The organism is Cyanobium sp. NIES-981, from assembly GCF_900088535.1.
In the GTDB taxonomy this organism is placed as follows: domain Bacteria; phylum Cyanobacteriota; class Cyanobacteriia; order PCC-6307; family Cyanobiaceae; genus NIES-981.
In genome coordinates this window covers 2741744-2767503 of sequence record NZ_LT578417.1, presented here as the reverse complement: position 1 = coordinate 2767503, position 25760 = coordinate 2741744, and the positions used below count along the sequence as shown (strand labels likewise).

Sequence of the window (25760 nt, the reverse complement as noted above, 5' to 3'; positions counted from 1 at the left end):
GCAAACTAGGAAGCATCCGCCGCAGGGGCTCCTCCGCATGAATATCGATGGCAGGCCCTGGCGCACCATCTGGCTGGAGCCCGATGACCGCTCGGTGGGCGTGATCGACCAGACCCTGCTGCCGCACCGCTTCGCCACCCGCACCCTGCGCAGCTGCGCAGAGGCGGCCGAGGCGATCCGCACGATGGTGGTGCGGGGGGCGCCGCTGATCGGGGTCACGGGGGCCTACGGGCTGATGCTGGCCCTGCAGGCCGATCCCTCCGATGCGGCCCTGGCCGCGGCCTTCGCCGAGCTCGATGCCACCCGGCCCACGGCGATCAACCTGCGCTGGGCGCTGGAGCGGGTGCGGGCGCGGGTGCTGCCCCTGCCGCCGCAGCAGCGGGCCGAGGCCGCGAAGGCTGAGGCCGCGGCGATCGCCGAGGAGGATGTGGCCATGTGCGCCGCCATCGGCGAGCACGGGCTGGGGATCCTGCAGCAGCTGGCGGCGGCCCGGCCGGCGGAGCGGCAGCACGAGCCGCTGAATGTGCTCACCCACTGCAATGCCGGCTGGATCGCCACGGTGGACTGGGGCACGGCGCTGGCGCCGCTCTACAAGGCCCACCGCGCCGGGCTGCAGGTGCACGTGTGGGTGGATGAAACGCGGCCGCGCAACCAGGGCGCCAGCCTCACCGCCTGGGAGCTGGGCCGGGAGGGGGTGCCGCATACGGTGATCGCCGACAACGCCGGCGGCCATCTGATGCAGCACGGCCGCGTGGACGCGGTGATCGTGGGCACCGACCGCACCACCCGCTGCGGCGACGTGTGCAACAAGATCGGCACCTACCTCAAGGCCCTGGCCGCCCACGACAACGGCGTGCCCTTCTATGTGGCCCTGCCCAGCTCCACGATCGACTGGACGATCGACGACGGCGTGGCCGGGATTCCGATCGAGGCCCGCAGCGCCGAGGAGCTCACCCACATCCAGGGCCTGGGCGCCGATGGCGCCATCACCGGCGTGCGGCTCACTCCCGAAGGCAGCCAGGCCTTCAACCCGGCGTTCGACGTGACGCCGGCGCGGCTGGTGACGGCGCTGATCACCGAGCGCGGCGTGGCCCCGGCGAGTGAGGCGGGCCTGCGGGGGCTCTATGGCGAGGTGGCGCTGCAGGGCGGCGCTGCGGGGGCGCCAGCCTGAAGGCCTGTTCAGCCCTCCCCGCGCCATGTCCCTGATCAATACGGCCGTGGGCCTGGTGGCGTTGACCGATCCGGTGGGCGTGCTGCCTCTCGTCATTCAGGCCGCCAGCGCCAACCCGCACACCGTGCGCCGCATCAGCCGTCTGGCGGCCACCACCTACCTGCTGACGCTGGTGCTCTCCTGCTGGTGGGGCCAGCCGCTGCTCGACCTCTTCGGGATCAGTCTGCCGGCCTTCCGCATTGCAGGAGGTTTGATCCTGCTGCCCTATGGCCTGCGGTTGATCGAGGGGATCTCCATCGGCAGCAGCCCCATGGCCCTGGACCACGAAGGCGATGTGCGCATGATGGCCGTGGTGCCCATCGGCCTGCCCATGCTGGCCGGGCCGGGAACGATCTCCCTGGTGATCGCCGAATCACCGGCTGATCTGCCTGGAAGGCTCCTGCTCAGCGGGTTGATCGTGGCGCTGGCCCTTGTGGTGTTCCTGGTGCTGAGCAGCGCCATTCGCCTCCACAGGACGCTGGGGGAGCTGAGGGTACGGCTGATCTCGCGGCTGATGGGGGTGCTGATCGCCTCCGTGGCCACCCAGATGCTGGTGAGCGGGCTGCGGGAGAGCTTCCCCGTACTGGCGGGCTGAGACGGATCCGTTCACCAACGCCGCACAACGACGCCGAAGCAGCCGTAGGGGCTTCAGGCTCCAGACGCCAGGTGGCATCCGAGGTTGAGTGCTCCCCGCTGAAGCAGGCGGATCAGGCGGATCACAACCTGGCGTTCCGTGTCGGTGAAGGAATCCCGGTGGCGGGCAAGCCAGTGGATCTCCTCAACGCTGAGGATGCCTGATGTCATGGCCTGCTGGTGCAGCTGGGAGACAGTCATGGCTGTCAATTGTGAACTCACGTAAAGCTGGCGCGCCGTTCGCCTCAGCGCGGCCGGTTAACCGCCCTCCCCAGGGCCGCGTGCTCCCGGAGCCGGGTGTGGATCGGGAGGCCCCGAGGCAGCCATCGGTGCCTCGGCCCGGCGTTGCAGTGAGACCTGGGCGATTACATCTATAGGGACTAGGAGCGTGTCGCGCATAGATCCGCGCGTGTCCTCTCCACAGCCGCCCCTGAATCTGCCCAGATCCCAGTGACCGCAATGGATCTGGACGTGAAAATGGGGCATGGTCAAGCCCAAGTCCTTCCGCCCCTGGAACCCCGAGCAGACACTGCTCTTCCCACCGTCGCCGGTGGAGTGGCTGCCGGAGAATCACCTGGTGTTCTTCCTGCTGGATCTGGCCATTGAGCTGGATCTGGAGGCCATCCATAGCCACTACCGGCAGAAGGATCCCCGGGGCGAGAAGGCCTACGACCCGCGGATGATGGTGGTATTGCTCCTGTACGCCTACTGCGTCGGGCTGCCCAGCTCCCGCAGGATCGAGAAAGCCTGCTGGGAAGACGCGGCCTTCCGGGTTCTCACCGGCAATCAGCAGCCCGACCACAGCCGGATCAGCGACTTCCGCCGCCGGCACCTGGATGCTCTGGCTGGCCTGTTTGTTCAGGTGCTGCGGCTCTGCCAGAAGGCGGGGCTGGTGAGTCTGGGCCAGGTGGCACTGGATGGCACCAAGGTGAAAGCCAATGCCAGCAAGCACAAGGCCATGAGCCACGAGCGGATGCTGAAGTCCGAGCGGCAGCTGGAGGGCGAGATGCGGGCGCTGCTGCGCAAGGCGGAGCTCCTCGACGCTCAGGAAGACGGGCACTACGGCAAGGGCAAGCAGGGCGATGAGCTGCCCGAGGAACTGCAGCGCCGCGCCAGCCGGCTGGAGTGGATCCGCAAGGCCAAAGCGGAATTGGAGGCAGAAGCCGCAGCTGCCAAGGCACGTCAACGAGCAGGGCAGGCTGAGGTGGCTGAGCAGGAAGCAGCCGAGGCAGAAGCCAGTGGCGACGAGCAGCGTAGCAAGCGGACCGCACGCCGCGCTCGTGGTGCCCAAAAGCGGGCGGATGACGCCCAGAAGCTGGCGATCGAGGCAGCCCTGGCTGCTGGCCTGGAATCACCTGCTCTCGTGGCAGATCGTGATCCTCTGGTGATGCCCAGCCGCCAGCTCCCCACCGATGCAACCGGCACCCCCAAACCCAAAACCCAGCGGAATTTCACTGACCCCGACAGCCACATTCTCAAAGGCGCTGACAGCTGGATCCAGGGCTACAACGCCCAGGCCGCCGTGGATGGCGACCACCAGGTGATCGTGGCCATCGGCGTGAGTAATCAGCCCAGCGACGCGGTGCACCTCCTGCCAATGCTCAAGCGGATCGAGGCCAATACCGGCCAGCAGCCAGATGCCTTGATCTCCGACGCCGGTTACTGCAGCAGCGCCAACCTGATGGCCTGTGAGGCGAGGGGGCTGGAGGCCTACATCTCCACGAGCCGCCAGCAACACGACCAGCGGCCCCGGCCATCGCGGGGGCCGGAGCCCAGAGATCTCGATGCCAGGGGCCGGATGGATCGCAAGCTCAGGTCCAAAGCTGGCCAGGCGATCTATGCCCTGCGCATGACGATCGTGGAACCTGTGTTTGGTCAAATCAAGGGCGCCAGGGGCCTGGATCGCTTTCGGCTGCGGGGACTGGAGAAGGTGAACGGAGAGTGGGCGCTGATAGCCACCACCCACAACCTGCTGAAGTTGTTCCGGGCATCGGTGGCAACGGTCTGACGGGCCTGGTTCTTGTTTGCCAGATCTGTGAGCGGGCAGCCCTGAATTACAGGGGCGCAATCAGAAAGTTCTGACCTAGGTGCAACGAGCGACACGCTCCTAGCCCCTGTTGCTCGAGCACACCTGATCAGTAAGGTGTGCTGAATTGGCAACGAGACAATGTCGCTGACACTAACAGAAGCCGTAGTCCAATCAGCGCAGAATGTGGGCAAGACTCTGGCAGACACGTGAACATCATACAGTATTTCATGGATCAAATTGGAGGACAGGTCGCTCCGAGAAGAAACTAACTCCTTGACCATGCCCAAGCAGCCAAAACTATTAAGTATACAGCCTACCAGTGATATCTTTGGGTATGCTTCGGTTGTTCATGCGTTCAAGCTTTGACCTTGGCACATGACCAACGGAGAACTTGATCTGGGATGTGTTAGTAAGCGTATGTCAGCTGAACTGCTCGGAGAATAGACGCCTCAGGATTTCGGTAACTTCTGTGGCCATACGGGCGTCGTGCCGTAGACCGGCACCTGGCTTGGTGGGGATACGAAGTGCCAATGCGACGCTGCGTTGGCGACCAGGGTTGGAGCGGATGTCGATGAACTGGGCGAAGGCGGCGTAGGTAAGGGCAGGGGAGTCGGGGAAGTCTCGAGCGGTGGTGCCGTAGCCGAGCTTGGAAAGCACAACAGGCGAGCGAACCTGATTGAGAAGGCCTAGCCGATCCAGTGCTATATCAATATAGCGGGCGGTGTCCTGGGCTAAGGCGTTGATGGCGGTGGTCAGACTCGACCACTGGACTGCGGGTAGTCGCTGGCCTTGGGTGAGGTGGAGGTGCCATCCGACCATCGCCAGCGAACGGGTGAGATCGTAGGCAGAGACGATGTTGCGAGTGCGGTCAAGACCGCTGTGGGGCACCAACGTGCCATTGGGTCCCACTAGGCGGGCTTCGCTTAGATGTGCATCTTCGCCATACCATCCATTGAGAAAAAGGGTGCTGTTGCCACTGATCCCTCTAAGCCAGCTCTGCGTATCAGGTTGGCCGGTCAAACGGATCTGCTTGAGCATCCAAGCCACGGCGTTGGAGTGGGCCACGCCCTTGCTGTAACTCACCATTTGAGTGAATAGGTCGGCCAAGGATTCGCGCTGCTGGCTGCCGCCCCGCTTGCCCACCACATCGCAACGGTCGACAGGTGTGCCAGGGCTGCGTCGATTGGACTGGCAGATCAGGTTCAGGGCTGCCACGAATTTCGTGGCACTCCAGAACTGCACATTGGGCGCTGCCGCCCGCCGCCCAAACCAGCGCACACGCAGGGGGCTGCCATTCTCGAAGCTGCCCACAGCAACGCAGGCCTGTGCAACCTCGTCGCTGAGGAACTCGAGCCCACCGCGACCGTTCTCTCCCTCCACAAACTGTGGAACCACTCCGAGCGTTGGGAAGAGTTGAAAGGTGACCGGGGGGGCCGGGTAGGCGATGGTGGACACCCCATCGGGAGCGTCGGTTAATGACTTGGCAAATCTCGGTAGCTGATCGCGGAAGGGAGAGCTGTCGAATCCTTTATCCAGCCCTGGTAGTTTTTCGTCACTGAAGCCGACAGCGTCTATGCGCAGCTGACGGTAGGGACTGGTGGGGAAGGGCACGGGAGCGCTAAGTGCTTGGCTGAGTGCCGCCGCTGTTCGGTGCCCTAAGATGGCATCAGGTTTGAGTGGGACCCGCCGCTGGAAGTCGCGCAATGACTGGGCAGTTGCGGGGCCGAAGTCTTCGTCTGCTTCACCGAACAGAAAGCCAAGCTGTATCAGCTGATTCTGCAGGGCTGCTACAGCAGGACCTTGGTCGCCTTGTTCAAGGTTGATCATCGGGTGCAGTTGAAGGAACCAGAGAAGAAACCTCAAGTATGAAGCGGAAGGCTGGAGCTACCTAAACGTAAGCCCTCAGCCTCTGCGGAAGAAAGGCCTAATAGCACACTACTACTTTATTTTAGCGATAGATAGCGACCGGTGGTTGCTGCGTTCGTTGGCCCTTAAATTGCCAGCATCAACTGGCAATTTAAGGGCCTACAGAGGAGTATGCAATGTTCTAAACAAAACTTCGTAGCATTTATGCTTGATTCCCGAGGCCCCACGCCTCAGGCGCATGATCATGTCCCGATCCCATGTCCTGTCCCCGAGACTTGCCAACAAAGTAGCAAAAGCTTCTACAGGATAAAATCCGCCGTGGCAGTTGAGCCGATCTGGGTTATGATCTTGTTGCAAGATGCCGCGAAGTAGCCGAACCAGTGGTCATACTCGGGCGTAATTCCTGAGTCATCTTCCACCTTACTCAAGAGGCCCTATTCAGGGCCTCTTGAGTAAGGTGGAAGATTGCCCTGCGACAAATCCGAGCAGTCTACGAACGTTGAATATGCGTGACTGGGTCACATGTTGTCGAAAGCCGCAGAGCGTATGCCCATATGTGGTGGAGTGGCCATGGTCATGGTCATGGTCATTGGCTTTCATTTGAGTATATCTTCTTCTCGTGTACCGACAAATTCTCTGACGAGAACCAGTGAATCAAGCTGTCGGGGTCGTGACGCTCGGACAATCTGAATCACGAGTATGCATCCCGTTGAGCCTTGCCTCCACTCGATTCAACACATAGCCACTGCAATTTAAGAATTGCTACGGTTTAGGCGCTCAGTCGGGGGCGGAGATAGTTTTTTCACTACCTACAGTTTTTTATGAAACGCTCTTCAGTGGCCGACCAACTTTGTCAAAAATGGGAAGGCTACAACAAAAAGCTTGCCAACGGAGACTGTAAAGCATATCCAGATCCTGGACCCAGTGGATTGCCGATCACGATTGGATTTGGAACAACCTACTACCCATCGGGCACATCTGCAGCCCGTAAGTATGGCAATAGACCGGTCAGGCTCGGTGATGTTCTTACCCGTGAGCAAGCCGAGGAATGCTTTGTGATCGTGATGAACGAACGAGATAAACTTGTAAGTGAAAGGCTAAAAGCGCCAGTGACACAAGCGATGTACGACGCTCTCGTTAGCTTTTACTATAACTTGCATCCTGTCTCGTGGCCACAACAGATTAATCGTTGCAACGCTGGAAAATATGCAGAATGCGCTGATAGTTTTGATTTGTATATATTTGCAGGAGGGAAGAGGCTAGAGGGGCTTGTAAATCGACGGAATGAAGAAGAGAGGCTTTTCAGATCAGAAGGCCTAAGCCCCGCAGGAGCTAGTCTAACCAGCACCTTATTGGTCACAGAAGAAGCAGCGGCATCCTTCGACTTATTTCCTTATAGACCACTTCGCCTGCCCTGGCAGCGCGATGATGATCACCTCGCTTTGGGAGATAAGAGTGCTGATGTCATTGAACTGCGTTGCGGCTTGATAGGCCTTGGGCTAATTCCCAAGAGTGAGCTAGTAAGCGACACTTTTGACATTGAACTTGAAAATGCAGTAAAGAAGTTCCAGCGTTTGGCTGGCGTTAAGGATGATGGAATTGTTGGCCGCATTACAGCATCCGCTATTGAAAACTATCTAGCTGCAGCTAGAGGAAATAGTACGACAAGGCTATTAAGCGCTACCTACTACTCGCAGAGGGTCAACTTGAACGAGCCGGATGCGACATGTGGTGTTACCAGCGCAGCGATCTTGCTCTCAGCGAAGGGAACAAAGGTAACACCGGATGAACTCTATAATCGATTTGGCAAGAATGCTGGACAAAGCCCCAGCGGCCTTGCCAACATCTACAAATCCTTTGGCTATAACGCTAAATACTCTTACTCTGGGACTTTCGCTAATATCCGGAGCGCCATTAACCTAGGGTCCCCAGTGGTTATCCACGGTTACTTTACCAGATCTGGTCACATTGTATGCGTGGTCGGATATGATCGTTTTGGCCTTGTCGTTCACGATCCTGCAGGCGCATGGAACGGAGTCCCAAGGACAAGCTACGAATCCCTTCCCAAAAATGGCAAGACCAGATCATACTCATACGATTGGCTAAGGCCTATTGAGATTTATGATGGTATTATCTGGTTTTCTCATGTCACTGCGTGAATTCTCCCAATTTCCAGCGCCACTCACCGATTCCCTGGACTTAGTGGCTACCGCTTATAGATCTTACAGGGTCAGCGCTATTGGCTTTCTGGGGAATTTTCCGACCAGTTGCTCCGACAACCGTGTATCCATACAGGAAGTATCTTTCATTCATACTGTAGCAAGACCGGTTTCATTCTGGAATGATGTTACCTTCTCGCATGTATCCCAAAGCCACTTGAAACTTAGACATTTGGCCACACTGAGATTCTTGATTAGGCACAAGCCTCCGCTGAGTCCTAGGTGTGTTTTCTCACCAGGTCATTCAGCGATCAGCAATCGCTGGAGGGACTGCTGAGGCGTGAGGCCACCGAGAGCCATGTGGCACCTGTTGCCGTTATAGATGGCCAGATAGCGACGTAGCCAGCGGTTGCGTTCCTCTGATGTCTGGTAGGCGATCACGTAGGCCCATTCCGCCAGGATCGTTTTGATAAACCGCTCGGCCTTGCCGTTGGTTTGCGGCGTATAGGGCTTGGTGCGGATGGGTTTCAGATCCAATGCCCGGCAGGCTTTTCGCCAATCCCCTGAGCGGTAGGCGGAGCCGTTATCCGACAGGATCCTCCGGCAGGTGATCCCCTGCTCCGAGAACCAACCGACTGCACGGGCCAGGAATCCAACAGTCGTTGCCCTCTGCTCGTCGGCCAGCACCTCCACATACGCCAGGCGGGTGGCGTCGTCGATGGCGACGTGCACCTTCTCGTAGCCGGCGCCTCGGGAAGAGCCTTGACGACGGTCACCGGTGATCCGGTGACCGACCCGCTCAAACCTGGCCAGCTGTTTGGTGTCGACATGGATCATGTCGCCAGGCCGCTCCCACTGGTAGCGGCGAACTGGAACCTTGGGTTCAAGATTTCTGAGCCGTCCCAGCCCCAGGGCATTCATCACACGTCCGACGGTCGAGAGGGGCGCCTTGACGGCCCTGGCGATGCGCCGGAGAGTGCAGCGCTGGTGCCGTAGATCCACAGCCTGCTGCAGTTGCTGCGGATCGAGCGTCCGCCGCTGGGTGCGGCGAACACTCCGTCGATCCGCCAGTGCCGTTACGCCGCCATCACGGAAACGCGCCAGCCACTTGGGGCCTCCTGAGAAAAGCCACATCCACTGCAGCGCAATGGATGTGAGCAGTTTTCTCGGCTAAAATGTACGAGATTGGGCTCGTTTGCGCCCAAAAGCCGCCCAGAGTTTTCCACATGTACCGACGTGAGCATCGTGATCAGCTCTCGTTCGAGGACTTCTTCCTGCCGTTTGGAGGAAAGCTCTCTGGTGACAATCGCTGGATCAAGCTGGCTGAGCTGATCCCATGGGATGAGCTGGAAGGTGACTATGCAGCTCAGTTCTGCAAGGGCTTTGGCGCCCCGGCAAAGCCATTTCGCATGGCACTGGGCGCCCTGATCATCAAGGCCCGCATGGGGCTGACTGATGAAGAACTGGTTGAGCAAATCAAAGAGAACCCCTATCTCCAGTTCTTCATCGGCCTGGAGGCATTTCAGTACTCGGCTCCGTTTGACCCATCAATGATGGTGTACTTCCGGAAGCGGCTGCCAGATTCGGTCGTGAATGACTGCAATGAACGAATCGTGCGTCACGGTCTGAACGTGATCCGTTCGTCTGCAGTTGATGAGCACGACAGCAGCGATGGAGGCGGAGCCGGGAGCGCAGCTGATCAGAAGATTGAATCCAAAACGCCACGGCCAAATCAGGGGTCACTGCTGATTGATGCGACATGCGTTCCGGCAGATATTCGGCATCCAACGGATCTCTCGCTGCTCAATGAAGGCCGAGAGCTCACCGAGACTCTGATCGATGCCATGTATTCGCAGGTCAGAGAGTCCTTTGGTCACAAACCACGAACGCATCGGAAGCAGGCCAGGCAGCAGTTCCTCGCCGTGGCCAAGAAAAAACGCCCTCGGTTTCTCAAGATCCGCAAAGCGATCAAGCAACAGCTTGGGCATCTCAAGCGCAACCTTGCCAACATTGACGCCCTGACAGCCTGTGGCGCAAGCCTTCTGGCGGCTGGGCGGCATGCCTATCAGAAGCTGTTGGTTGTCAGTGAGCTGGTCCGCCAGCAGAACATTCTCTATCGCTCAGACACCAGAAGTATTCCCGCTCGCATCGTCAGCCTCTGTCAAGCGCACATCAGGCCAATTGTTCGCGGCAAGGCGAGGTGCAATGTTGAGTTCGGCGCCAAGATCTCACTTTCTGTCACCGATGAAGGATTTGCTTTCCTGGATCGGCTGAGCTTTGACCCCTACAACGAAGGGGAAGATCTGAAAGTTCAGGCCCAAGCCTATCGTCGTCGATACGGCTGCTATCCGGAGGTGATCTGCGCTGATCAGATCTACCGCACAAGATCAAATCGGGCATTCTGCCAGCGTCACGGCATTCGGCTGAGTGGGCCTCGTCTTGGTCGCCCGAAGAATGATCCGGAGTTGGTGGCAGCCGAGAGGCGGCAGTTCGTTGATGATCAAAGGCGGCGCAATGCTGTTGAAGGCAAGATCGGTCAAGGCAAGCGTCGCTATGGATTGGGATTGATCCGAGAGAAACTGCCGGCAACACAGGGTTCATCCATCGCGATGAATGTCCTGGTCATGAACCTCCAGAAGCTCCTGGAGCTTCTTTGTCTCTATTTTGTGCTCTGCTGGCAACTCTTGGTCTCCGCCGCACGGGCTCTGAGCTCCAGCAGCAGAGAGCTGAGTTGTCAGCTCAGCGGGGCCTGAGGATCACTCAGAGGTCGCCCGGGCAGGCTCATTGTGGTGCGCATTGCCCGCGGCTCACTTTCTCAGGAGGCCCCACTTGTAGGCGCTGCGCAGGCTGATCCCGGCTTGTGCCGCAAGGGCCTTGAGCGGCACGCCCTCATTGAGGTGCCGACGAATCAGGCGTTCCCGACTGATCGGCGTCAGTCGGGCATTGGGGTGGCTATGCATGGGGTGTGAGGTCTTGGGATGGGCGGTGACACCCCGACCCTGGCGACCTCACACCCAATCGTCAGCTGAACAACGTGGTGGGACTACACACCTAGGCGGTTGCCCGGACGGGACTTGACCTGTGAGCTCAGGCCAAGACTGGACTGACGAGCGGCAAGCAGCTCGGCTAATCTGACTACGAGCAAACGACCACCAAGAAGCAGACCAAGCGCGAGAAGTTCCTGGCGGAGATGGAGGTCGTTGTGCCCTGTGATGCTCTGATCGCGCTGAATTACTTTATAAACGGATAGAATCGCGGGAGACCTCCGTACTCGCAGGCCACCATCCTGCGCATCCATCTGTTGCAGCAGTGTTACTCCCTCAGCGATCCGGCCATGGAGGAGGCCCTGATCGAGGTGTCTACCATGCGCCAGTTTTCAGGCATCGACCTAGTCACCGACTTTATCCGCGATGGGGCCATGTACTGACCTTTCGCCACCTCCTGGAAAAGAACGGACTGGGCGAGCAGATCTGTGACACCGACGACGCGCATCTCACTGCGCCGGACATGACTATCCGACAAGCACGATCGTCAATGCCACGTTGATCCCCCCCCCAAGCTCCACCAAGAACAAAGAGGGGACGAGATATCTTGCGATGCACCAAACCAAGAATGGCAACCAGTCGTGCTTCGGCATGAAAGACCACGCAGGTGTCGATAGGGGCTCGGGCCTGCTCTATTCGGTGGTGGTCACTGCCGCTAACAAGCACGTCCTCACCCCGGCTGCTGAGCTGTTGCATGGCGATGAGAAGATCGTCTACGCCGATGCCGTCTCAGGGCATCGGCAAAAGAGCTCAGAAGGCAGGCAAAACAACGGACATCAGATTGGCGATGCGACCCAGAAAACCCCCCGCCTTGCCTAACCAGCCTCAATTCTCGCAGATGCTAATCGCCTTTTCCCGAACCTTCGAACGCTGACCTTGAGTGGCAGGCAAGGCGATTGGGGTGGCGAACCTGAGTATGATCGGTGACTTGGCCACTCGAACTGCTTGTTCGAAGTTGCACCTCTACACAGACAACGACCGCATTCGTTCGGCTGACGAGCAGTTTGCATACACCCCTGCCGGCAAAGGCTTTATCGTTCCTGGCAGACGGGGCACCGGAGGGCTGCGCATTCAAAATAGCAGAGCAGTTACATCATGTAAACAGCCGATTCCCCCTTCTTGCGGCAACCTCTAGGCTCAGACTAATAATAGCAACTTTAGAACAATGAGAGCTGTGGGTGCGCTTCTGCTAGGAGTACCCTTATTCCAATCAATCTTCATTCTGCCTACAGCCACTGCGCAAGAGACTCTACGCGATATCACCACGATTCCTATCAGCGAAGGAGAGTACTGGGTATCCAACTGGAGAGTGGTCAGAGATTCCCTGCCTTGTCATTGGCGACCTGGTTCCTCAGAGGTGCTATGGAACTTCAAGACAAACGACGAACTATTTGTTCCAACTTCCTTCGCACGAGCATCTAATGTCGACCCAATCTTTTTGGATGCCGATAAAAGGCCATGGTTTATAGTTACCAGAAGCAATGGAGATCCCCTGCCGAATAGCGGCATTTGCTTCATCAGGGGAAACAGCACTAATGTGACACCCATTCGATAAGCCCTGAGTCACTTAAGTCGGATATGCATAAAGCGAATAAAGATGAAAAGAGAATCACTGACCAAGCTCTCTTGATGTTATAGATCTCTGACCTTTAATTCTAATTATACGACCGGATATTATCTCTGCTTTAAGCTTGCAGCTTCCACATTAGCAGAAACTTATTTTTGGGCACCCGTAACAATCATGCCATGGGCTAGCTGATCTCAAATAAGAGCTAAGCTCACCTTGAAAAACTGCCTATGGTTCGTCATGGCCGGCCTAGTCAAGCCGGTGAATGCAAGTAAATCTGCTCAAGTATGATTCGTGGCAGTTGCATGTGATTACGCCACCCTTTATGCCGAACGTCTTGCCATCATTATAGCAGGTCTACAATTCAACCTGATTAATCTTTTAGGTGTGCTATGCCGATACCGAGATGCTACCAGAGTCTAATCAGATATCAGTCATCTGCCGCAGGATCTCCAACTACAGCACGCCACTTCTCTGTGAATTAACTAAAGTCTCAGTTGTCTTTCTCAGTGACAAGGCGTTCAGGAATCCTGGATGGTGTATCAGATTCACTCTCAAACTCAGACTGAGTAAACCCAACTATCTTCAACTCCCACGTTGCATTCCAAGAGACTGGACCGATTACTCCATCCAATTCTAGATTATGAAGCTCTTGGAACTGCTTGAGGGCAGAATGAGACTTCTCCCCAAAAATACCATCTGCTCCGTTCGCTCCTAAATTATACCCACGCTTCAGCATCTGGCTCTGCCAAGTTTGAATGTCTTCACCGCTCATTAGTGGAGAAGTCAGTGTTATATACCTACCTGGCCATGTAGGATATTCTGCTAATGGATCAGACTCTCCGCCATCATCGTCATCATACTCAGGGCGACCGAATCCCAAGATTAATTCTCTTGACCCTCTCCTGCGCATAACTCTGCCACCATTAGAGTCGTTTCCCAGCCCAGTATTACCATCAATTGCAATAATGGTGCTGTCTTGATTTAGACTTTCTACAATTCCCATGTGATCCGCGACTCCATCCCCAATATTAGGAAAAAATACAATATCCCCATCTTTGGCAGATCAAAAAACTTGCCTCTCTCGCGAAACCAATCAACGCCGTAAGGGCAGTAGGCGAACCCTATAGGCTTAGGGAAGCTCTGAGCAACAAGGGCTTGAGCCGCTCCTGAGATGAGACCTCGCTGGATTGCTCCTCCGCCTGTGCTCAGTGGTTGATCTGTGCCCAATCCAGGTGATCGTATGCCCTTTTGTACGGCCTTGCACCTGTAAGTTGCCTCATTCGGGCACACCACTCCCCTCATCATGGAGTTGCAAGCAGCTGACGCCGCGCCAGAAATAGGTTCGTGAGTGCAGCGATCATATTGACCTTGCAGCGGTTCTTGGCCATGCCACGCAGCCGGGTCTTCTGGAATGCGAATTGCTGTTTGAACACCCGGAACGGATGCTCAACCTTGGCGCGAATGTGTGCTTTGGCAGTTTCGACCAGATCATCCAGTCGGCCCTCCGGCGTATCTGGCAATACTCGGCGCTTTCCGGGTCGCATGGCGACGCGGAAGCCGATCCCACGTGCTTTCATCTGGTCTCGCTTCTCGATTCCCTGGTAGCCGGCGTCGCCATAAACCACTTCCTCATCGCCATGCAACAGCTCGGCGGCTGGGGTGAGGTCATGCACGTTGGCGGCCGTGGTGACGACCGAGTGGATCAGGCCGGAGTCCTTGTCAACGCCGATGTGGACCTTCATCCCGTAGTACCACTGGTTGCCCTTCTTGGTCTGGTGCATTTCCGGATCCCGCTTCCCATCTTTGTTCTTGGTGGAGCTGGGCGCTGCGATCAGCGTGGCATCCACGATCGTGCCCTGACGCATCGTCATTCCCCGCTGGCTCAAGTGGTCCTTCACCGTCTCAAAGATCCGCTCGCCGAGCTTGTTCTTCTCCAACAGGTGACGGAACGCCAGGATCGTTGTCTCATCGGGGATCCGGTCACTGATCAAGTTGATGCCCGCAAAACGGCGCATGGTGGGCACCTCGATCAGGGCATCCTCCATCGCTGGATCGCTCAGCGAGTACCAGTGCTGCATCAAGTGGATCCGCAGCATGGTGGCCAGCGGATAGGGCGGACGGCCGCCTTTGCTGCTGGTTCTTGGGTAATGGGGCTCGATCAGAGCGATCAGGGCCTGCCATGGCACCACCGCGTCCATCTCAGCCAGGAACTTCTCCCGCTTGGTGCGCTTCTTGGCGGTGGACTGCTCGTAATCAGATAATCCAAGCTGCTTGCCGCCCATCACCCCAACCAGGCCTGTGATTGCAGCACCATTGTCCCGCGGTTGGGCTGGGTTTTCCAGGGTCTCCTTAGTAATAGGAAGCGGAATACCAGCATTAAAGGTACAGTAAGATACAAATATTGCGCACCACCGTTGTCCATTTAGGCCGTACCAAGTGCAAAACTCTGTATAAATACTGTCTGGCGGACTTTCTACGTATCCAACTTCCCTGATTGCAAGTCGAAGTACGCCTTCTCTTGTTCCCATTACTGATACACTAAGGAAGACAATTAGCAGTCTTGCCCCGAAAAACCAGCCTTAGTTCCAAATCTGCGGCAGAAGTTGCAATTCTTATTGGTTTAAAAGGTCCCTCGGCTTTACGGCAGTAATGCTGTAATGCTGTAATGCTGGTCAGTATCAATCTTGTCCAACTACAACTCTGGCTAACTGCATTTCATTTCCCAGCAGTTTCTGACCGTGTCAAAACAAAAGCCGTTGGGTCCACCTAGGTCGAATCGTCCATCGAGGCCATGCAGGCCATCTTCTCCTCTCAGAATACGTCTACAAAGCAGTTCAATGATCTTATTTCCTGTTACACCTAGGAGAATGTTGTGGCTTGTCCCAACTAATCTCCCACCGCTAAAGTCTATGTAGACGGGCCGGGCTGCAATGAGGCCAGTGCTGCTTGACCCAAGTGCTTCAGGGTTAACCACATTGTAGCTACTGCGAAGCACGGAATCGAATCGGTTGAGTGTAACATATATCTTTTCTGCACAGCCAAGCCTATCAATCCACTCGTTATGATTGCGCCGAGGAACGGCGGCTTGATGGATTATAATGTTGCTGAGGAAAAGATTGCTGTAGAGTGAGCTTCCATCAAAGGGCAGCCACTTCAGCATGCTGCATCCTAGGCTGTGCAGGTGAATGGATAGACTAGGCGTGCCATTAAGGTGTGTGAACTTTACAACAGTGGGTCTAACAAAAAACGCATAGACTCTTTCAAGAAGCTCATGAAATGCGAGTGCCGAGAGCTGTGCAGCACGCTCAGCTTTCTTAAATGAATTAATAGGATCAATTACCGAACCGATGCTGCCACCAGGATCAGCTGGCCATGAAAATAAGATAATATTTGCATCCATGTACCGAGTCTGCAACTCCCATGCTCCCTCTAGACTCTCTTTAAAATCTGCAGAATAGCCATGAACGCTTATGACCCAGTTGCGTCCAAGTCCACCCTCTGAAACGGCTCGTAGAAGCTCCTGAAATAAGTGCTTGCTGGGGAGATTCTCAACCGATAAAACTTCAGGCTCTTCAATGGGGCTTACGGACCATTCTCCAGTATCAGGGCTATAATCTGCATAAAGAAAACGCAGTTCTGCCGGACCCTTGGGATTAAATGAATCCCCAAAGCACAATGGGCAATTCTCATCGGGATTCCGATTTGTCGCAACAAGCAGGCGTTTGGGCTTCATCAGTGTGGAGCGGACTGCTATGAACTCTGATTCAGAACAGGGTTGGATTGTGCTTCATGACTCCTCTGCTTAGGTAGGCTATATGGGTCTTTGAATCTAATCTCACTAACTCGCTAAAATTTAAAAACCTTACACTTGCTTTTTATCAGGCTTTTCTGTAGTTGTCAATATGGAAACTGTGAGTTTTTATGAACCATATACTTCAGCACGTAACCCCTCTCTCTCTCTCTCCAGAGATCCCCGGAGGTGCCTGGCCGGGCCAAGTTCAGTGCACCGAGACGGTGCCGAGCCCTTGGGCCATTAGCTGGCGGTCCAGCGGATGGGCCAGATCAACCGGGAGGAGGCGGGGCCGGTGAGTCGCGATATCTCGTCGGATCTTCTGCCATCAACAAAGCGGGGGCCCTTCGAACGCTTGAGTTAAGCCGGCCCGCAGCGGGGCGACGGACGCGTGCTGGCGTAGCGCAAGCACGTGGCCGACGCCACGATGCGGGGTCGGCTTGAACGAATTGTTAGAGCCGCTAACGGCTTGGCCAACAGAACTCATCGTGAAGAAATGATGATTTACCGGAAAAGTTCTGAATGTGCAATGACAATGGTCAAGATGTATTGTCTTTGTGGACATGAGCTGAATTTAGTTCTGGTTTAAACCAGTGGATTAACTGTGCTTCTATGCTTGAGAGTATTCGCTCGGCAGCTTCAAGCGGTTTTACCCATTCGAGCGGTTGGTATGATTTGTCTGCAGCTAGTAGAGTGACTCCACCCAGATATACGCGCTTTTCCCAACCTTCATAATATGGAGCCAACAACTTGGTGAATGCGGCGTGTCCACCTCTGAATCTGCTGCTGTTGGATGATGTCTTTCCAGCGTATACAAGCCGTTCTTCCTCTCCTTTTGCAACTGTGACTAGATAGATGGGATAGCAAAGAGGCGGCGGTTCTCCGAGCTCTTCCCGAATCATCTCGACTTCCTCACTGTCGAGCCATATGGGTTCTCCTGCACCTATAATCTCAAGACTTGAGGAGACATACTCGTGCGTCTTTCCCCATGATCTTGCTAGTGACTCTGATTCTAGAGTGATGGTTTCGTGAGCCATGATGCATACGTCGAGGATTAGAAAACCTCCAAGTTCTTGCTCTGGCGGACGACCATCCAAGTCAATAAATGAGCTTAGAGGATCTCTCCGAGCTAGCCATGCGGATAAGGGTGAGAATTTAGGCATCTGTCATGCGGCGCTAACGCTCCAAATCAGAAGCGGGCAGGGCTGCATTGCCTTGATCGGGTCCCCTTGATCCCGTCTTCTGCATCTGGGTGTTAGGCGACGCCGTTTGTGCGGTCTAGCTACTTCCTAAGGCGTGAACACTCCCAGCGACAACTCGCCATCCAGTTGGAGTCTGGTGCCAAACGCGCAGATAGCGAAAGTTTCCCGCGAAAGCGCTGCCTTTGAACACGCCCGAGACGAAGGCCGAGGCAGTGACAAACGCCATTCCTCCCAAGAGACGCACACGCGTCTCTTGGAAATCGATTGTCGTCAGGTGTTGCGCTTCGGTGCGGTAAAGGCCTAGATCGCCTTCCTTGGAGAGTACGCTGCCATCAGGGCCAATGAACAGAAGCTGGTCGTCGATCAAGTCGTCGAGGATTGAGACGTCGCTTGCAAGCATGGCTTCTCGAAGAGCTTGTTCTGCGCGGTTGATATCAGGCTGAGTGTTGATCATGTGCATTGACAGCTGTCGGAGCGGACATGGGGGAGGTGGCACGTACTTGGGGCCTCCTGAGAAAAGCCACATCCACTGCAGCGCAATGGATGTGAGCAGTTTTCTCGGCTAAAATGTACGAGATTGGGCTCGTTTGCGCCCAAAAGCCGCCCAGAGTTTTCCACATGTACCGACGTGAGCATCGTGATCAGCTCTCGTTCGAGGACTTCTTCCTGCCGTTTGGAGGAAAGCTCTCTGGTGACAATCGCTGGATCAAGCTGGCTGAGCTGATCCCATGGGATGAGCTGGAAGGTGACTATGCAGCTCAGTTCTGCAAGGGCTTTGGCGCCCCGGCAAAGCCATTTCGCATGGCACTGGGCGCCCTGATCATCAAGGCCCGCATGGGGCTGACTGATGAAGAACTGGTTGAGCAAATCAAAGAGAACCCCTATCTCCAGTTCTTCATCGGCCTGGAGGCATTTCAGTACTCGGCTCCGTTTGACCCATCAATGATGGTGTACTTCCGGAAGCGGCTGCCAGATTCGGTCGTGAATGACTGCAATGAACGAATCGTGCGTCACGGTCTGAACGTGATCCGTTCGTCTGCAGTTGATGAGCACGACAGCAGCGATGGAGGCGGAGCCGGGAGCGCAGCTGATCAGAAGATTGAATCCAAAACGCCACGGCCAAATCAGGGGTCACTGCTGATTGATGCGACATGCGTTCCGGCAGATATTCGGCATCCAACGGATCTCTCGCTGCTCAATGAAGGCCGAGAGCTCACCGAGACTCTGATCGATGCCATGTATTCGCAGGTCAGAGAGTCCTTTGGTCACAAACCACGAACGCATCGGAAGCAGGCCAGGCAGCAGTTCCTCGCCGTGGCCAAGAAAAAACGCCCTCGGTTTCTCAAGATCCGCAAAGCGATCAAGCAACAGCTTGGGCATCTCAAGCGCAACCTTGCCAACATTGACGCCCTGACAGCCTGTGGCGCAAGCCTTCTGGCGGCTGGGCGGCATGCCTATCAGAAGCTGTTGGTTGTCAGTGAGCTGGTCCGCCAGCAGAACATTCTCTATCGCTCAGACACCAGAAGTATTCCCGCTCGCATCGTCAGCCTCTGTCAAGCGCACATCAGGCCAATTGTTCGCGGCAAGGCGAGGTGCAATGTTGAGTTCGGCGCCAAGATCTCACTTTCTGTCACCGATGAAGGATTTGCTTTCCTGGATCGGCTGAGCTTTGACCCCTACAACGAAGGGGAAGATCTGAAAGTTCAGGCCCAAGCCTATCGTCGTCGATACGGCTGCTATCCGGAGGTGATCTGCGCTGATCAGATCTACCGCACAAGATCAAATCGGGCATTCTGCCAGCGTCACGGCATTCGGCTGAGTGGGCCTCGTCTTGGTCGCCCGAAGAATGATCCGGAGTTGGTGGCAGCCGAGAGGCGGCAGTTCGTTGATGATCAAAGGCGGCGCAATGCTGTTGAAGGCAAGATCGGTCAAGGCAAGCGTCGCTATGGATTGGGATTGATCCGAGAGAAACTGCCGGCAACACAGGGTTCATCCATCGCGATGAATGTCCTGGTCATGAACCTCCAGAAGCTCCTGGAGCTTCTTTGTCTCTATTTTGTGCTCTGCTGGCAACTCTTGGTCTCCGCCGCACGGGCTCTGAGCTCCAGCAGCAGAGAGCTGAGTTGTCAGCTCAGCGGGGCCTGAGGATCACTCAGAGGTCGCCCGGGCAGGCTCATTGTGGTGCGCATTGCCCGCGGCTCACTTTCTCAGGAGGCCCTACTTGAATTGCGACGCCTAACTGTGTAGTCCCACCACGTTGTTCAGCTGACGATTGGGTGTGAGGTCGCCAGGGTCGGGGTGTCACCGCCCATCCCAAGACCTCACACCCCATGCATAGCCACCCCAATGCCCGACTGACGCCGATCAGTCGGGAACGCCTGATTCGTCGGCACCTCAATGAGGGCGTGCCGCTCAAGGCCCTTGCGGCACAAGCCGGGATCAGCCTGCGCAGCGCCTACAAGTGGCTGGCGCGTTTCCGTGATGGCGGCGTAACGGCACTGGCGGATCGACGGAGTGTTCGCCGCACCCAGCGGCGGACGCTCGATCCGCAGCAACTGCAGCAGGCTGTGGATCTACGGCACCAGCGCTGCACTCTCCGGCGCATCGCCAGGGCCGTCAAGGCGCCCCTCTCGACCGTCGGACGTGTGATGAATGCCCTGGGGCTGGGACGGCTCAGAAATCTTGAACCCAAGGTTCCAGTTCGCCGCTACCAGTGGGAGCGGCCTGGCGACATGATCCATGTCGACACCAAACAGCTGGCCAGGTTTGAGCGGGTCGGTCACCGGATCACCGGTGACCGTCGTCAAGGCTCTTCCCGAGGCGCCGGCTACGAGAAGGTGCACGTCGCCATCGACGACGCCACCCGCCTGGCGTATGTGGAGGTGCTGGCCGACGAGCAGAGGGCAACGACTGTTGGATTCCTGGCCCGTGCAGTCGGTTGGTTCTCGGAGCAGGGGATCACCTGCCGGAGGATCCTGTCGGATAACGGCTCCGCCTACCGCTCAGGGGATTGGCGAAAAGCCTGCCGGGCATTGGATCTGAAACCCATCCGCACCAAGCCCTATACGCCGCAAACCAACGGCAAGGCCGAGCGGTTTATCAAAACGATCCTGGCGGAATGGGCCTACGTGATCGCCTACCAGACATCAGAGGAACGCAACCGCTGGCTACGTCGCTATCTGGCCATCTATAACGGCAACAGGTGCCACATGGCTCTCGGTGGCCTCACGCCTCAGCAGTCCCTCCAGCGACTGCTGATCGCTGAATGACCTGGTGAGAAAACACACCTAACTAGTCATTGGAGGGTTCCGTGAACCACGCTCCTCGTCTCCTTGCTTTCCGGTAACCACAAGGGGATCCGCTCTTCGCATCCTGCTGAGCCCTTTAGCGCCAATTGGTTTCCGTGGACGAGTTCAAAATATAGCCGTGGTTCACGGGTCCGCAAACCACATGTTCTGTTTGCTACAGATTGTCGGCGGGGCTGCGGACACCCAGTGGCCCGCGGTTGAGCATGTGGGTATAGATCATCGTGGTGCTCACATCCTTGCGGCCGAGCAGTTCCTGGATTGTCCGGATGTCCTGCCCGCGCTCCAGCAGGTGGGTGGCGAACGAATGGCGGAAGGTGTGGCAGCTGGCCGCCTTGGACACGCCAGCTGCCGTGGCGGCCCTGGGTGCCTGAGGACCGCTCGTGCCAGCGATGCTGCTGGGGGAACACCCACTGCCAGGCCCACTCCCGAGCGGCATTGGGGTATTTCCTGGCCAGGGCATAGGGCATCAAAACCTCGCCCCACCCAGCTGCCAGATCCAGTTGATGCAGGCGTCGCACATCCAGCAGATGGTGCTGCAGCTCTGCCACCAGGCTCTGGGGCAGCAGGGTGAGTCGGTCTTTACCGCCTTTCCCATCCCGCACGGTCAGTTCCCGTCGCTCGAAATCAAGATCCTTCACGCGCAGCCGCAGGGCTTCCATCAGGCGCAGGCCGCTTCCTTACGGCGCGCCCTTCCGCTTCGCTCAGCACTACTGGCAGCCGGCGCCGGTTCCGGGCCCGCACCACCCCATCCAGCTCGAGGTCACGATCCAGTCCGGGTTGCCCATCTCCCGGGGATGCCTCAGGTTGTGAAAGCGGAGAAAGCGGCGCAGCCAGAGTTCGTAGGTCTTCACCGTCCGCCGCGCGTAGTGGCGGGCCTGCAGGCGCCTCAACGCAGCACGAAGCGCTCCTGATGCACCAGTCGCCCGTCGGCCCGGATCTCCAGCCGGTAGAGGCCCGGGGGCCAGGGCGTGCGGCTCGGGGCCAGGGTGAAGAACACTGACGCCTGCCCTGGCTTGGTGTCCACGGCAGCGCTGTCGATGCGTTGATCGGCGGGCACGCCTTCCACCGTTTCGGCGAACCAGGTGCCCTCGAAGCGGCGGCCGCTCAGGTTGCCGGTGGGGAAGTGATACGTGAAGCGGGGGGTGCTGAGCGGAAACGCGAAGCCGTCTGGGATGTAGGTGCGCGTGGGCTGGGCCGGCAGGGGGGCTGGGGCGAGCAGCGCCAGCGCCACCACGGCCGCAGCTCTGGGGAGGTGGGGCATGGGGAGGGGGCACACACGTCTGCCTAGCCTCAGCCGCTCAGGGGTGCATCGCCATGGCGGCCACAGAGCAGGAGTTGCGGCAGGAGCTGGTGGCCACGGCGCGGGCCATGGGCGCCGCCGGCATCAACCAGGGCACCTCCGGCAACCTCTCCGCCCGGATTCCCGCTGGGCTGCTGATCACCCCCAGCGGTGTGCCCTACGAGGCCATGGCCCCCGGCGATCTGCTGGCCATCGGCTACGACGGCCAGCCCCTGGCGCCGCCTGGTGCCAGCGGCCGGCGGCCCTCCTCGGAGTGGCGGCTCCATGCCGACCTGCTGCGTCGCCGGCCCGATGTGGAGGCGGTGCTGCACTGCCATTCGATCCAGGCAACCGCCCTGGCCTGCCACGGGCGCCCCATTCCCCCCTTTCATTACATGGTGGTGATCGCCGGCGGCGCCGACATCCGCTGCGCCCCCTACGCCACCTTCGGCAGCCAGGAGCTCTCCGACCTCGCCCTGCAGGCGCTGGAGGATCGCCGCGCCTGTCTGCTGGCCCAGCACGGCCAGGTGTGTCTGGGGGGCAGCCTGGCCCAGGCCCTGCGGCTGGCGATCGAGGTGGAAACCCTCGCCCACATGTACCTGCAGGCGCTGCAGCTGGGGGAACCGCCCCAGCTCTCGATGGAGGAGATGGGGCGGGTGGCCGAGCGCATGGCGGCGCTGCACTACGGCCGCTGATGCTCTCGGTCCGGTCCGGGCTCAGGCCGCCACCTTTGGCGCCGTGCCCGCCAGCACCAGGCCCGTGGTGGCGAAGATCAGCACCAGGGCGAGGCACACCCCCGTCCACACCGGCAGCCCCCAGCCGGCCACCGCCAGCGGCGCCACCACGGTGATCACCCCGCCGGCCAGGAAGGGCTGCAGCATCAGCTGCTTGATCGAGAAGGCCGGCAGCGCCGTGCTCTGGTCGAACGGATCAGCCATGTGGAGCAGCACCAGGCCGCTGGCCGACACGCCCGTGGCCTGGCCGAACTCGATCACGGCCCGCTCGAACCAGTCGCGCGGCAGGATCCGGGGCCCCAGGATCAGCACCACCGCCAGATTCCAGGCCAGGCCGGCGGCGATCAGCACCGAGAGGGGCAGCCAGTCGGCCCGCAGCAGCCCCAGATCGAGCCCCGCCGTGGCGGCCGTGATCAGCAGATCGGCTGAGGTGGTGCTCACCCGGGTCTGGATCGGGGCCGAGGCCCGGTGGGCCTGGCCGCTGCGCTCCAGCAGCAGCCGCGTGAGCAGCGAGCCCAGGATGGCGAAAGGGAACACCGGCAGGTCGTCCACCACCGCATCCACGCCGCCGCCCACCAGCCCGCCGATCAGGCGCAGCAGCCCCAGCAGGGCCAGGCCCACCAGCACCGCAACGCCGGAGAGGGCAAGATTCACCAGCCAGGCGGCGGCCCCGGGGTGGCTGGGTTGCTCGAGGCCGCCCGTGCGCGGCGGCTGCCGCAGGTCTTCGGGGTGCACCGACAGCCAGCCCAGCTGCCGCCCCAGCAGCACCACCAGTCCCCCCACCAGGGTGGAGGCCACCAGGCCGGCCGAGGCCAGGGTGAGCCCCAGGGCCTGCCCGCCGGGGAAACCCAGCGCCGCATAGCTCGGCCCCATCGCAGCGGCCGAGCCATGGCCGCCCTCGAAGGCCACCTCGATCAGGCAGGCCATCATCGGGCTCACCCCCAGCCGCGGGCCGAGCACCAGCAGCACCGCCAGGCCCCCCACCACGTACTGGCCGAAGGCGAGCACCAGCGCCAGGGAGATCTGGCCGCTCACCGGCCGCCACAGCCCGGCCAGCTTCGGCAGCGGCTTGCCCAGCATCAGGCAGGCGAACACCAGAGTGAGCAGCACCTGGGGCAGCTCCGCCCACACCCGCATCACCCCCTCGGGCAACAGCGGCAGGGGGCCATCCGGGGCCATCAGCAGGCCGAGAACGCCGGCCAGCAGAGCCTCCGGAATGCCCCACACCACCAGGGAGAGCCGCCCGGCCACGGACCGGGCGATCAGCAGCAGCAGGGTGAGCAGGGCGAGGGCAAGGACCACCCAGCCGCTCTCGAGCAGCCAACCGGGGGCCTCCAGCTCCAGAAGGCTCATGGCTGCGCCTTCGCAGGGACGGGGCCCCGGATCCTAGGCAAGGCGAAGCCTTCGTTTCCGGAGCTGGCCTTGCCCGTTCAGATCTCCGCGGCGGCCCGCTCCACCAGGCGCCGGGCCACCGCCTGGGTGCCGGTGTGCTGGTACGTGTCGGTGAAGGCATCGAGGAAGGTGGCCAGCTGCTCGAAGCGCCCCTGCCAGGGGCCCACCGCCCCCTCCAGGGCCTGTACGGCCTTCTGGCCACTGAGCCCCAACGTGCTCACGAAACCCCCGGCCCACCCCAGCCAGGAGTCCACGCCTCTCCGCAGGAAGCCGAGGTGGGCCTGCTCGCCCCGCCCCGGGATCAGCGGCGCCATGGCGCGGTAGCCCGGCAGCTGCTGCAGGTCGCGGCTGCCCACCTGGCCGAGCAGGTCGTCCAGCCGTTCCAGCGCCCGGTCGCCCAGGGGCAGCAGGGCGTCGAAGCACAGCAGCGCCGCCATCCGCACCCGGGCCTCGCCGGCGTACTCGCCCAGGGAGGCGGTGAAGTCGCCGAAGCTGTCGCCCGGCAGGCCGTTCACCTGGGTGAAGGCCAGCAGCTCGGCCGACACCTTCAGGGCCAGATCCGCCGCCTGCAGCGTGTCGCTGGGTGGGGTGAGGTTGGCCAGCCCCTTCACCAGCGGCAGGGCGCCGCCGATGTTGGCGGCCAGCCGCAGCCCGCCCGCCGCCTTCTGGGAGCGGTTCACGGCGTCGTAGAGGCTCATGGCGCGGCCATAGCCCTCATGGCGGGCCCGGCTGAGCGTGTCCGCCCGGGCGCGCACCTGGGCGATCAGGGCGGGATCGCTGCTGCCCAGCACCTCGGCGATCAGCACCTCGGGCTGGGTGATGTTCTGCCAGCCCCCCGGCACCAGCGTGCTGATGCCCTTGAGCGCCAGCACCGTGAGGTTGCGCTTCGGCAGGCGCTCCAGGCGTTCCAGAACGGTGCGGCTCATGCGGGGTTCGGCGCGGGGGCGAGGGAGGGCCGGACGGTGCCCGGCGCGGGGGCCAGCACCCGGCCGCGGGCCTTCGGCTGGGGCAGGGCGGCCAGGCCCGGCAGGTCGAAGGCCTCCAGCAGCTCATGGCGCTGGGTTGGATCCAGCCCGGGCCCCTGGCCGATCACCTTCACCTGGAAGCGCTCGGCCACCAGCAGGGCGCTGGCCTGCTCGCCCTGCTCCACCAGGGGCCAGCCCTTCAGCTGCTCGGCGCTGCCGCGGAACTTGTCGCGGGCTTCCGGGGCCGTGGCGGTGTCCGAGATGGCCAGCAGGGCCAGGGCGGTGCCCCCCTGCTTCAGGCGCGCCTGGCTGAAGCCCCGCTTCTCCTGGGTGAACACCAGCTCCTCGCCGGGCCCTGCGGCAGGAAACAGCCGGTTGAAGGCGCTGCCGTTCACCACGGCGCTGGTGGGGATGTCGCCCACGGTGCCGCCCGGCATCCACGGCGAGAAGGGCAGCAGCAGCACGGCCCCGATCAGCAGGGCGGCGGCCACCGCCAGGGCCAGGCCCCAGCGCAGCAGGCGGGTCATCGGCGGCTCCCGGACAGGTCTGCGCCCGTGATAGCCGGGGTTGAAAGCGGTG

Annotated in this window: 25 protein-coding genes and 1 pseudogene; 10 read left to right on the top strand and 16 right to left on the bottom strand. The window is 59.5% G+C overall.

The annotated features are described in order from the left end of the window. Positions 1–37: 37 nt before the first annotated feature. Both mtnA and CBM981_RS13845 read left to right on the top strand, forming a co-directional pair. On the top strand, positions 38–1171 hold the full coding sequence (mtnA, locus tag CBM981_RS13850) for an S-methyl-5-thioribose-1-phosphate isomerase (RefSeq protein ID WP_087068870.1): 1134 nt from the start codon (positions 38–40) through the stop codon (positions 1169–1171). 25 nt (positions 1172–1196) lie between these two features. Further along, positions 1197–1805 (top strand): MarC family protein, encoded by a 609-nt coding sequence (locus tag CBM981_RS13845; protein WP_157665484.1) that lies wholly within the window; start codon positions 1197–1199, stop codon positions 1803–1805. A gap of 53 nt (positions 1806–1858) precedes the next feature. On the opposite strand, the gene CBM981_RS13840 is transcribed toward CBM981_RS13845, so the two are convergent. Next, positions 1859–2044: a hypothetical protein gene (locus CBM981_RS13840; protein ID WP_087068868.1), complete on the bottom strand. Its 186-nt coding sequence runs from the start codon at positions 2042–2044 to the stop codon at positions 1859–1861. Positions 2045–2327: 283 nt separating this feature from the next. On the opposite strand from CBM981_RS13840, the gene CBM981_RS13835 reads away from it, so the two are divergent. Beyond that, positions 2328–3851 carry an IS1182 family transposase gene (locus CBM981_RS13835; protein ID WP_087068867.1) on the top strand — a complete coding sequence of 508 codons (1524 nt, stop codon included), beginning with the start codon at positions 2328–2330 and terminating at the stop codon, positions 3849–3851. A gap of 441 nt (positions 3852–4292) precedes the next feature. Here CBM981_RS13835 and CBM981_RS13830 read toward each other — a convergent pair whose 3' ends face one another. Further along, positions 4293–5699, bottom strand: a complete 1407-nt coding sequence (locus CBM981_RS13830; RefSeq protein ID WP_157665483.1) for a peptidoglycan-binding protein — start codon at positions 5697–5699, stop codon at positions 4293–4295. 875 nt (positions 5700–6574) lie between these two features. Here CBM981_RS13830 and CBM981_RS15495 point away from each other — a divergent pair. Further along, positions 6575–7897: a C39 family peptidase gene (locus tag CBM981_RS15495; protein ID WP_172820904.1), complete on the top strand. Its 1323-nt coding sequence runs from the start codon at positions 6575–6577 to the stop codon at positions 7895–7897. A gap of 300 nt (positions 7898–8197) precedes the next feature. Here CBM981_RS15495 and CBM981_RS13820 read toward each other — a convergent pair whose 3' ends face one another. Next, entirely contained in the window at positions 8198–9031 is an 834-nt protein-coding gene (locus CBM981_RS13820; RefSeq protein ID WP_225867411.1) for an IS481 family transposase, read from the bottom strand. Between the two features lie 92 nt (positions 9032–9123). Between CBM981_RS13820 and CBM981_RS13815 the strand changes: the two genes are divergently transcribed. Beyond that, complete coding sequence (locus CBM981_RS13815) at positions 9124–10650, top strand: IS5 family transposase (protein ID WP_225867339.1); 1527 nt, start codon at positions 9124–9126, stop codon at positions 10648–10650. A 54-nt stretch (positions 10651–10704) separates the two neighbouring features. On the opposite strand, the gene CBM981_RS13810 is transcribed toward CBM981_RS13815, so the two are convergent. Beyond that, complete coding sequence (locus CBM981_RS13810) at positions 10705–10857, bottom strand: leucine zipper domain-containing protein (protein ID WP_087068865.1); 153 nt, start codon at positions 10855–10857, stop codon at positions 10705–10707. Between the two features lie 341 nt (positions 10858–11198). On the opposite strand from CBM981_RS13810, the gene CBM981_RS13805 reads away from it, so the two are divergent. Both CBM981_RS13805 and CBM981_RS13800 read left to right on the top strand, forming a co-directional pair. Further along, positions 11199–11324 (top strand): hypothetical protein, encoded by a 126-nt coding sequence (locus CBM981_RS13805; RefSeq protein WP_255376830.1) that lies wholly within the window; start codon positions 11199–11201, stop codon positions 11322–11324. A gap of 115 nt (positions 11325–11439) precedes the next feature. Beyond that, positions 11440–11760 carry a transposase gene (locus tag CBM981_RS13800; RefSeq protein ID WP_157665481.1) on the top strand — a complete coding sequence of 107 codons (321 nt, stop codon included), beginning with the start codon at positions 11440–11442 and terminating at the stop codon, positions 11758–11760. A 1241-nt stretch (positions 11761–13001) separates the two neighbouring features. Here the strand turns inward: CBM981_RS13800 and CBM981_RS13795 are convergent. The 5 genes from CBM981_RS13795 to CBM981_RS13785 all read right to left on the bottom strand — a co-directional run bounded on the left by CBM981_RS13795 (position 13002) and on the right by CBM981_RS13785 (position 17963). After that, positions 13002–13514, bottom strand: a complete 513-nt coding sequence (locus CBM981_RS13795) for a peptidoglycan-binding protein (RefSeq protein WP_087068862.1) — start codon at positions 13512–13514, stop codon at positions 13002–13004. A gap of 298 nt (positions 13515–13812) precedes the next feature. Next, the gene (locus CBM981_RS13790; RefSeq protein ID WP_087068861.1) at positions 13813–14793 is read right to left on the bottom strand and encodes an IS5 family transposase; all 981 of its coding nucleotides are present in this window, start codon (positions 14791–14793) and stop codon (positions 13813–13815) included. 422 nt (positions 14794–15215) lie between these two features. Then, a complete protein-coding gene (locus CBM981_RS15490) occupies positions 15216–16244 on the bottom strand; it encodes an alpha/beta hydrolase (protein WP_157665480.1) in 1029 nt (342 codons plus the stop codon). Between the two features lie 596 nt (positions 16245–16840). After that, positions 16841–17338 carry a hypothetical protein gene (locus CBM981_RS15485; RefSeq protein WP_157665479.1) on the bottom strand — a complete coding sequence of 166 codons (498 nt, stop codon included), beginning with the start codon at positions 17336–17338 and terminating at the stop codon, positions 16841–16843. 241 nt (positions 17339–17579) lie between these two features. Then, positions 17580–17963, bottom strand: coding sequence for a nuclear transport factor 2 family protein (locus tag CBM981_RS13785; RefSeq protein ID WP_197686657.1), 384 nt, complete (start codon positions 17961–17963; stop codon positions 17580–17582). Positions 17964–18121: 158 nt separating this feature from the next. Between CBM981_RS13785 and CBM981_RS13780 the strand changes: the two genes are divergently transcribed. Together CBM981_RS13780 and CBM981_RS13775 are read left to right on the top strand one after the other, a co-directional pair. Further along, the gene (locus CBM981_RS13780) at positions 18122–19648 is read left to right on the top strand and encodes an IS5 family transposase (protein WP_225867339.1); all 1527 of its coding nucleotides are present in this window, start codon (positions 18122–18124) and stop codon (positions 19646–19648) included. A gap of 185 nt (positions 19649–19833) precedes the next feature. Then, a complete protein-coding gene (locus tag CBM981_RS13775; RefSeq protein WP_087067884.1) occupies positions 19834–20772 on the top strand; it encodes an IS481 family transposase in 939 nt (312 codons plus the stop codon). Positions 20773–20965: 193 nt separating this feature from the next. Here the strand turns inward: CBM981_RS13775 and CBM981_RS16270 are convergent, their stop codons facing one another. The 4 genes and pseudogenes from CBM981_RS16270 to CBM981_RS13765 all read right to left on the bottom strand — a co-directional run bounded on the left by CBM981_RS16270 (position 20966) and on the right by CBM981_RS13765 (position 22072). Beyond that, positions 20966–21151, bottom strand: a complete 186-nt coding sequence (locus tag CBM981_RS16270) for a tyrosine-type recombinase/integrase (protein WP_369801634.1) — start codon at positions 21149–21151, stop codon at positions 20966–20968. Positions 21152–21383: 232 nt separating this feature from the next. Further along, a pseudogene (locus CBM981_RS16265) lies at positions 21384–21470 on the bottom strand (hypothetical protein); the annotation flags it as partial. Between the two features lie 48 nt (positions 21471–21518). Next, on the bottom strand, positions 21519–21701 hold the full coding sequence (locus tag CBM981_RS16065; protein ID WP_255376829.1) for a phage integrase N-terminal SAM-like domain-containing protein: 183 nt from the start codon (positions 21699–21701) through the stop codon (positions 21519–21521). After that, positions 21698–22072 (bottom strand): hypothetical protein, encoded by a 375-nt coding sequence (locus CBM981_RS13765; protein ID WP_087068860.1) that lies wholly within the window; start codon positions 22070–22072, stop codon positions 21698–21700. The genes CBM981_RS16065 and CBM981_RS13765 overlap by 4 nt, the downstream gene beginning before the upstream one ends. 53 nt (positions 22073–22125) lie before the next feature. On the opposite strand from CBM981_RS13765, the gene CBM981_RS13760 reads away from it, so the two are divergent. Further along, positions 22126–22785 (top strand): class II aldolase/adducin family protein, encoded by a 660-nt coding sequence (locus tag CBM981_RS13760; RefSeq protein WP_087068859.1) that lies wholly within the window; start codon positions 22126–22128, stop codon positions 22783–22785. Positions 22786–22806: 21 nt separating this feature from the next. Here CBM981_RS13760 and CBM981_RS13755 read toward each other — a convergent pair whose 3' ends face one another. From CBM981_RS13755 to CBM981_RS13745, 3 genes are all read right to left on the bottom strand, one after another. Next, positions 22807–24177, bottom strand: a complete 1371-nt coding sequence (locus CBM981_RS13755) for a sodium:solute symporter (protein WP_087068858.1) — start codon at positions 24175–24177, stop codon at positions 22807–22809. Positions 24178–24254: 77 nt separating this feature from the next. Beyond that, positions 24255–25142: a hypothetical protein gene (locus tag CBM981_RS13750; protein WP_087068857.1), complete on the bottom strand. Its 888-nt coding sequence runs from the start codon at positions 25140–25142 to the stop codon at positions 24255–24257. Then, positions 25139–25708 carry a hypothetical protein gene (locus CBM981_RS13745; protein WP_197686656.1) on the bottom strand — a complete coding sequence of 190 codons (570 nt, stop codon included), beginning with the start codon at positions 25706–25708 and terminating at the stop codon, positions 25139–25141. The genes CBM981_RS13750 and CBM981_RS13745 overlap by 4 nt, the downstream gene beginning before the upstream one ends. Positions 25709–25760 lie beyond the last annotated feature (52 nt).

Excerpts from the sequence above, each read along its gene's own strand:
- CBM981_RS15490 (WP_157665480.1), bottom strand. The coding sequence starts at position 16,244 with ATGAAGCCCAAACGCCTGCTTGTTGCGACAAATCGGAATCCCGATGAG.
- CBM981_RS13795 (WP_087068862.1), bottom strand. The coding sequence starts at position 13,514 with ATGGGAATTGTAGAAAGTCTAAATCAAGACAGCACCATTATTGCAATT.
- CBM981_RS13790 (WP_087068861.1), bottom strand. The coding sequence starts at position 14,793 with ATGGGCGGCAAGCAGCTTGGATTATCTGATTACGAGCAGTCCACCGCC.
- CBM981_RS13830 (WP_157665483.1), bottom strand. The coding sequence starts at position 5,699 with ATGATCAACCTTGAACAAGGCGACCAAGGTCCTGCTGTAGCAGCCCTG.
- CBM981_RS13815 (WP_225867339.1), top strand. The coding sequence starts at position 9,124 with ATGTACCGACGTGAGCATCGTGATCAGCTCTCGTTCGAGGACTTCTTC.
- CBM981_RS13845 (WP_157665484.1), top strand. The coding sequence starts at position 1,197 with ATGTCCCTGATCAATACGGCCGTGGGCCTGGTGGCGTTGACCGATCCG.
- CBM981_RS13765 (WP_087068860.1), bottom strand. The coding sequence starts at position 22,072 with ATGCCCCACCTCCCCAGAGCTGCGGCCGTGGTGGCGCTGGCGCTGCTC.
- CBM981_RS13820 (WP_225867411.1), bottom strand. The coding sequence starts at position 9,031 with ATGTGGCTTTTCTCAGGAGGCCCCAAGTGGCTGGCGCGTTTCCGTGAT.
- CBM981_RS13755 (WP_087068858.1), bottom strand. The coding sequence starts at position 24,177 with ATGAGCCTTCTGGAGCTGGAGGCCCCCGGTTGGCTGCTCGAGAGCGGC.
- CBM981_RS13780 (WP_225867339.1), top strand. The coding sequence starts at position 18,122 with ATGTACCGACGTGAGCATCGTGATCAGCTCTCGTTCGAGGACTTCTTC.
- CBM981_RS13785 (WP_197686657.1), bottom strand. The coding sequence starts at position 17,963 with ATGCACATGATCAACACTCAGCCTGATATCAACCGCGCAGAACAAGCT.
- CBM981_RS13750 (WP_087068857.1), bottom strand. The coding sequence starts at position 25,142 with ATGAGCCGCACCGTTCTGGAACGCCTGGAGCGCCTGCCGAAGCGCAAC.
- CBM981_RS13840 (WP_087068868.1), bottom strand. The coding sequence starts at position 2,044 with ATGACTGTCTCCCAGCTGCACCAGCAGGCCATGACATCAGGCATCCTC.
- CBM981_RS15485 (WP_157665479.1), bottom strand. The coding sequence starts at position 17,338 with ATGGCTCACGAAACCATCACTCTAGAATCAGAGTCACTAGCAAGATCA.
- mtnA (WP_087068870.1), top strand. The coding sequence starts at position 38 with ATGAATATCGATGGCAGGCCCTGGCGCACCATCTGGCTGGAGCCCGAT.
- CBM981_RS13835 (WP_087068867.1), top strand. The coding sequence starts at position 2,328 with ATGGTCAAGCCCAAGTCCTTCCGCCCCTGGAACCCCGAGCAGACACTG.
- CBM981_RS13760 (WP_087068859.1), top strand. The coding sequence starts at position 22,126 with ATGGCGGCCACAGAGCAGGAGTTGCGGCAGGAGCTGGTGGCCACGGCG.
- CBM981_RS13810 (WP_087068865.1), bottom strand. The coding sequence starts at position 10,857 with ATGCATAGCCACCCCAATGCCCGACTGACGCCGATCAGTCGGGAACGC.
- CBM981_RS13745 (WP_197686656.1), bottom strand. The coding sequence starts at position 25,708 with ATGACCCGCCTGCTGCGCTGGGGCCTGGCCCTGGCGGTGGCCGCCGCC.
- CBM981_RS13775 (WP_087067884.1), top strand. The coding sequence starts at position 19,834 with ATGCATAGCCACCCCAATGCCCGACTGACGCCGATCAGTCGGGAACGC.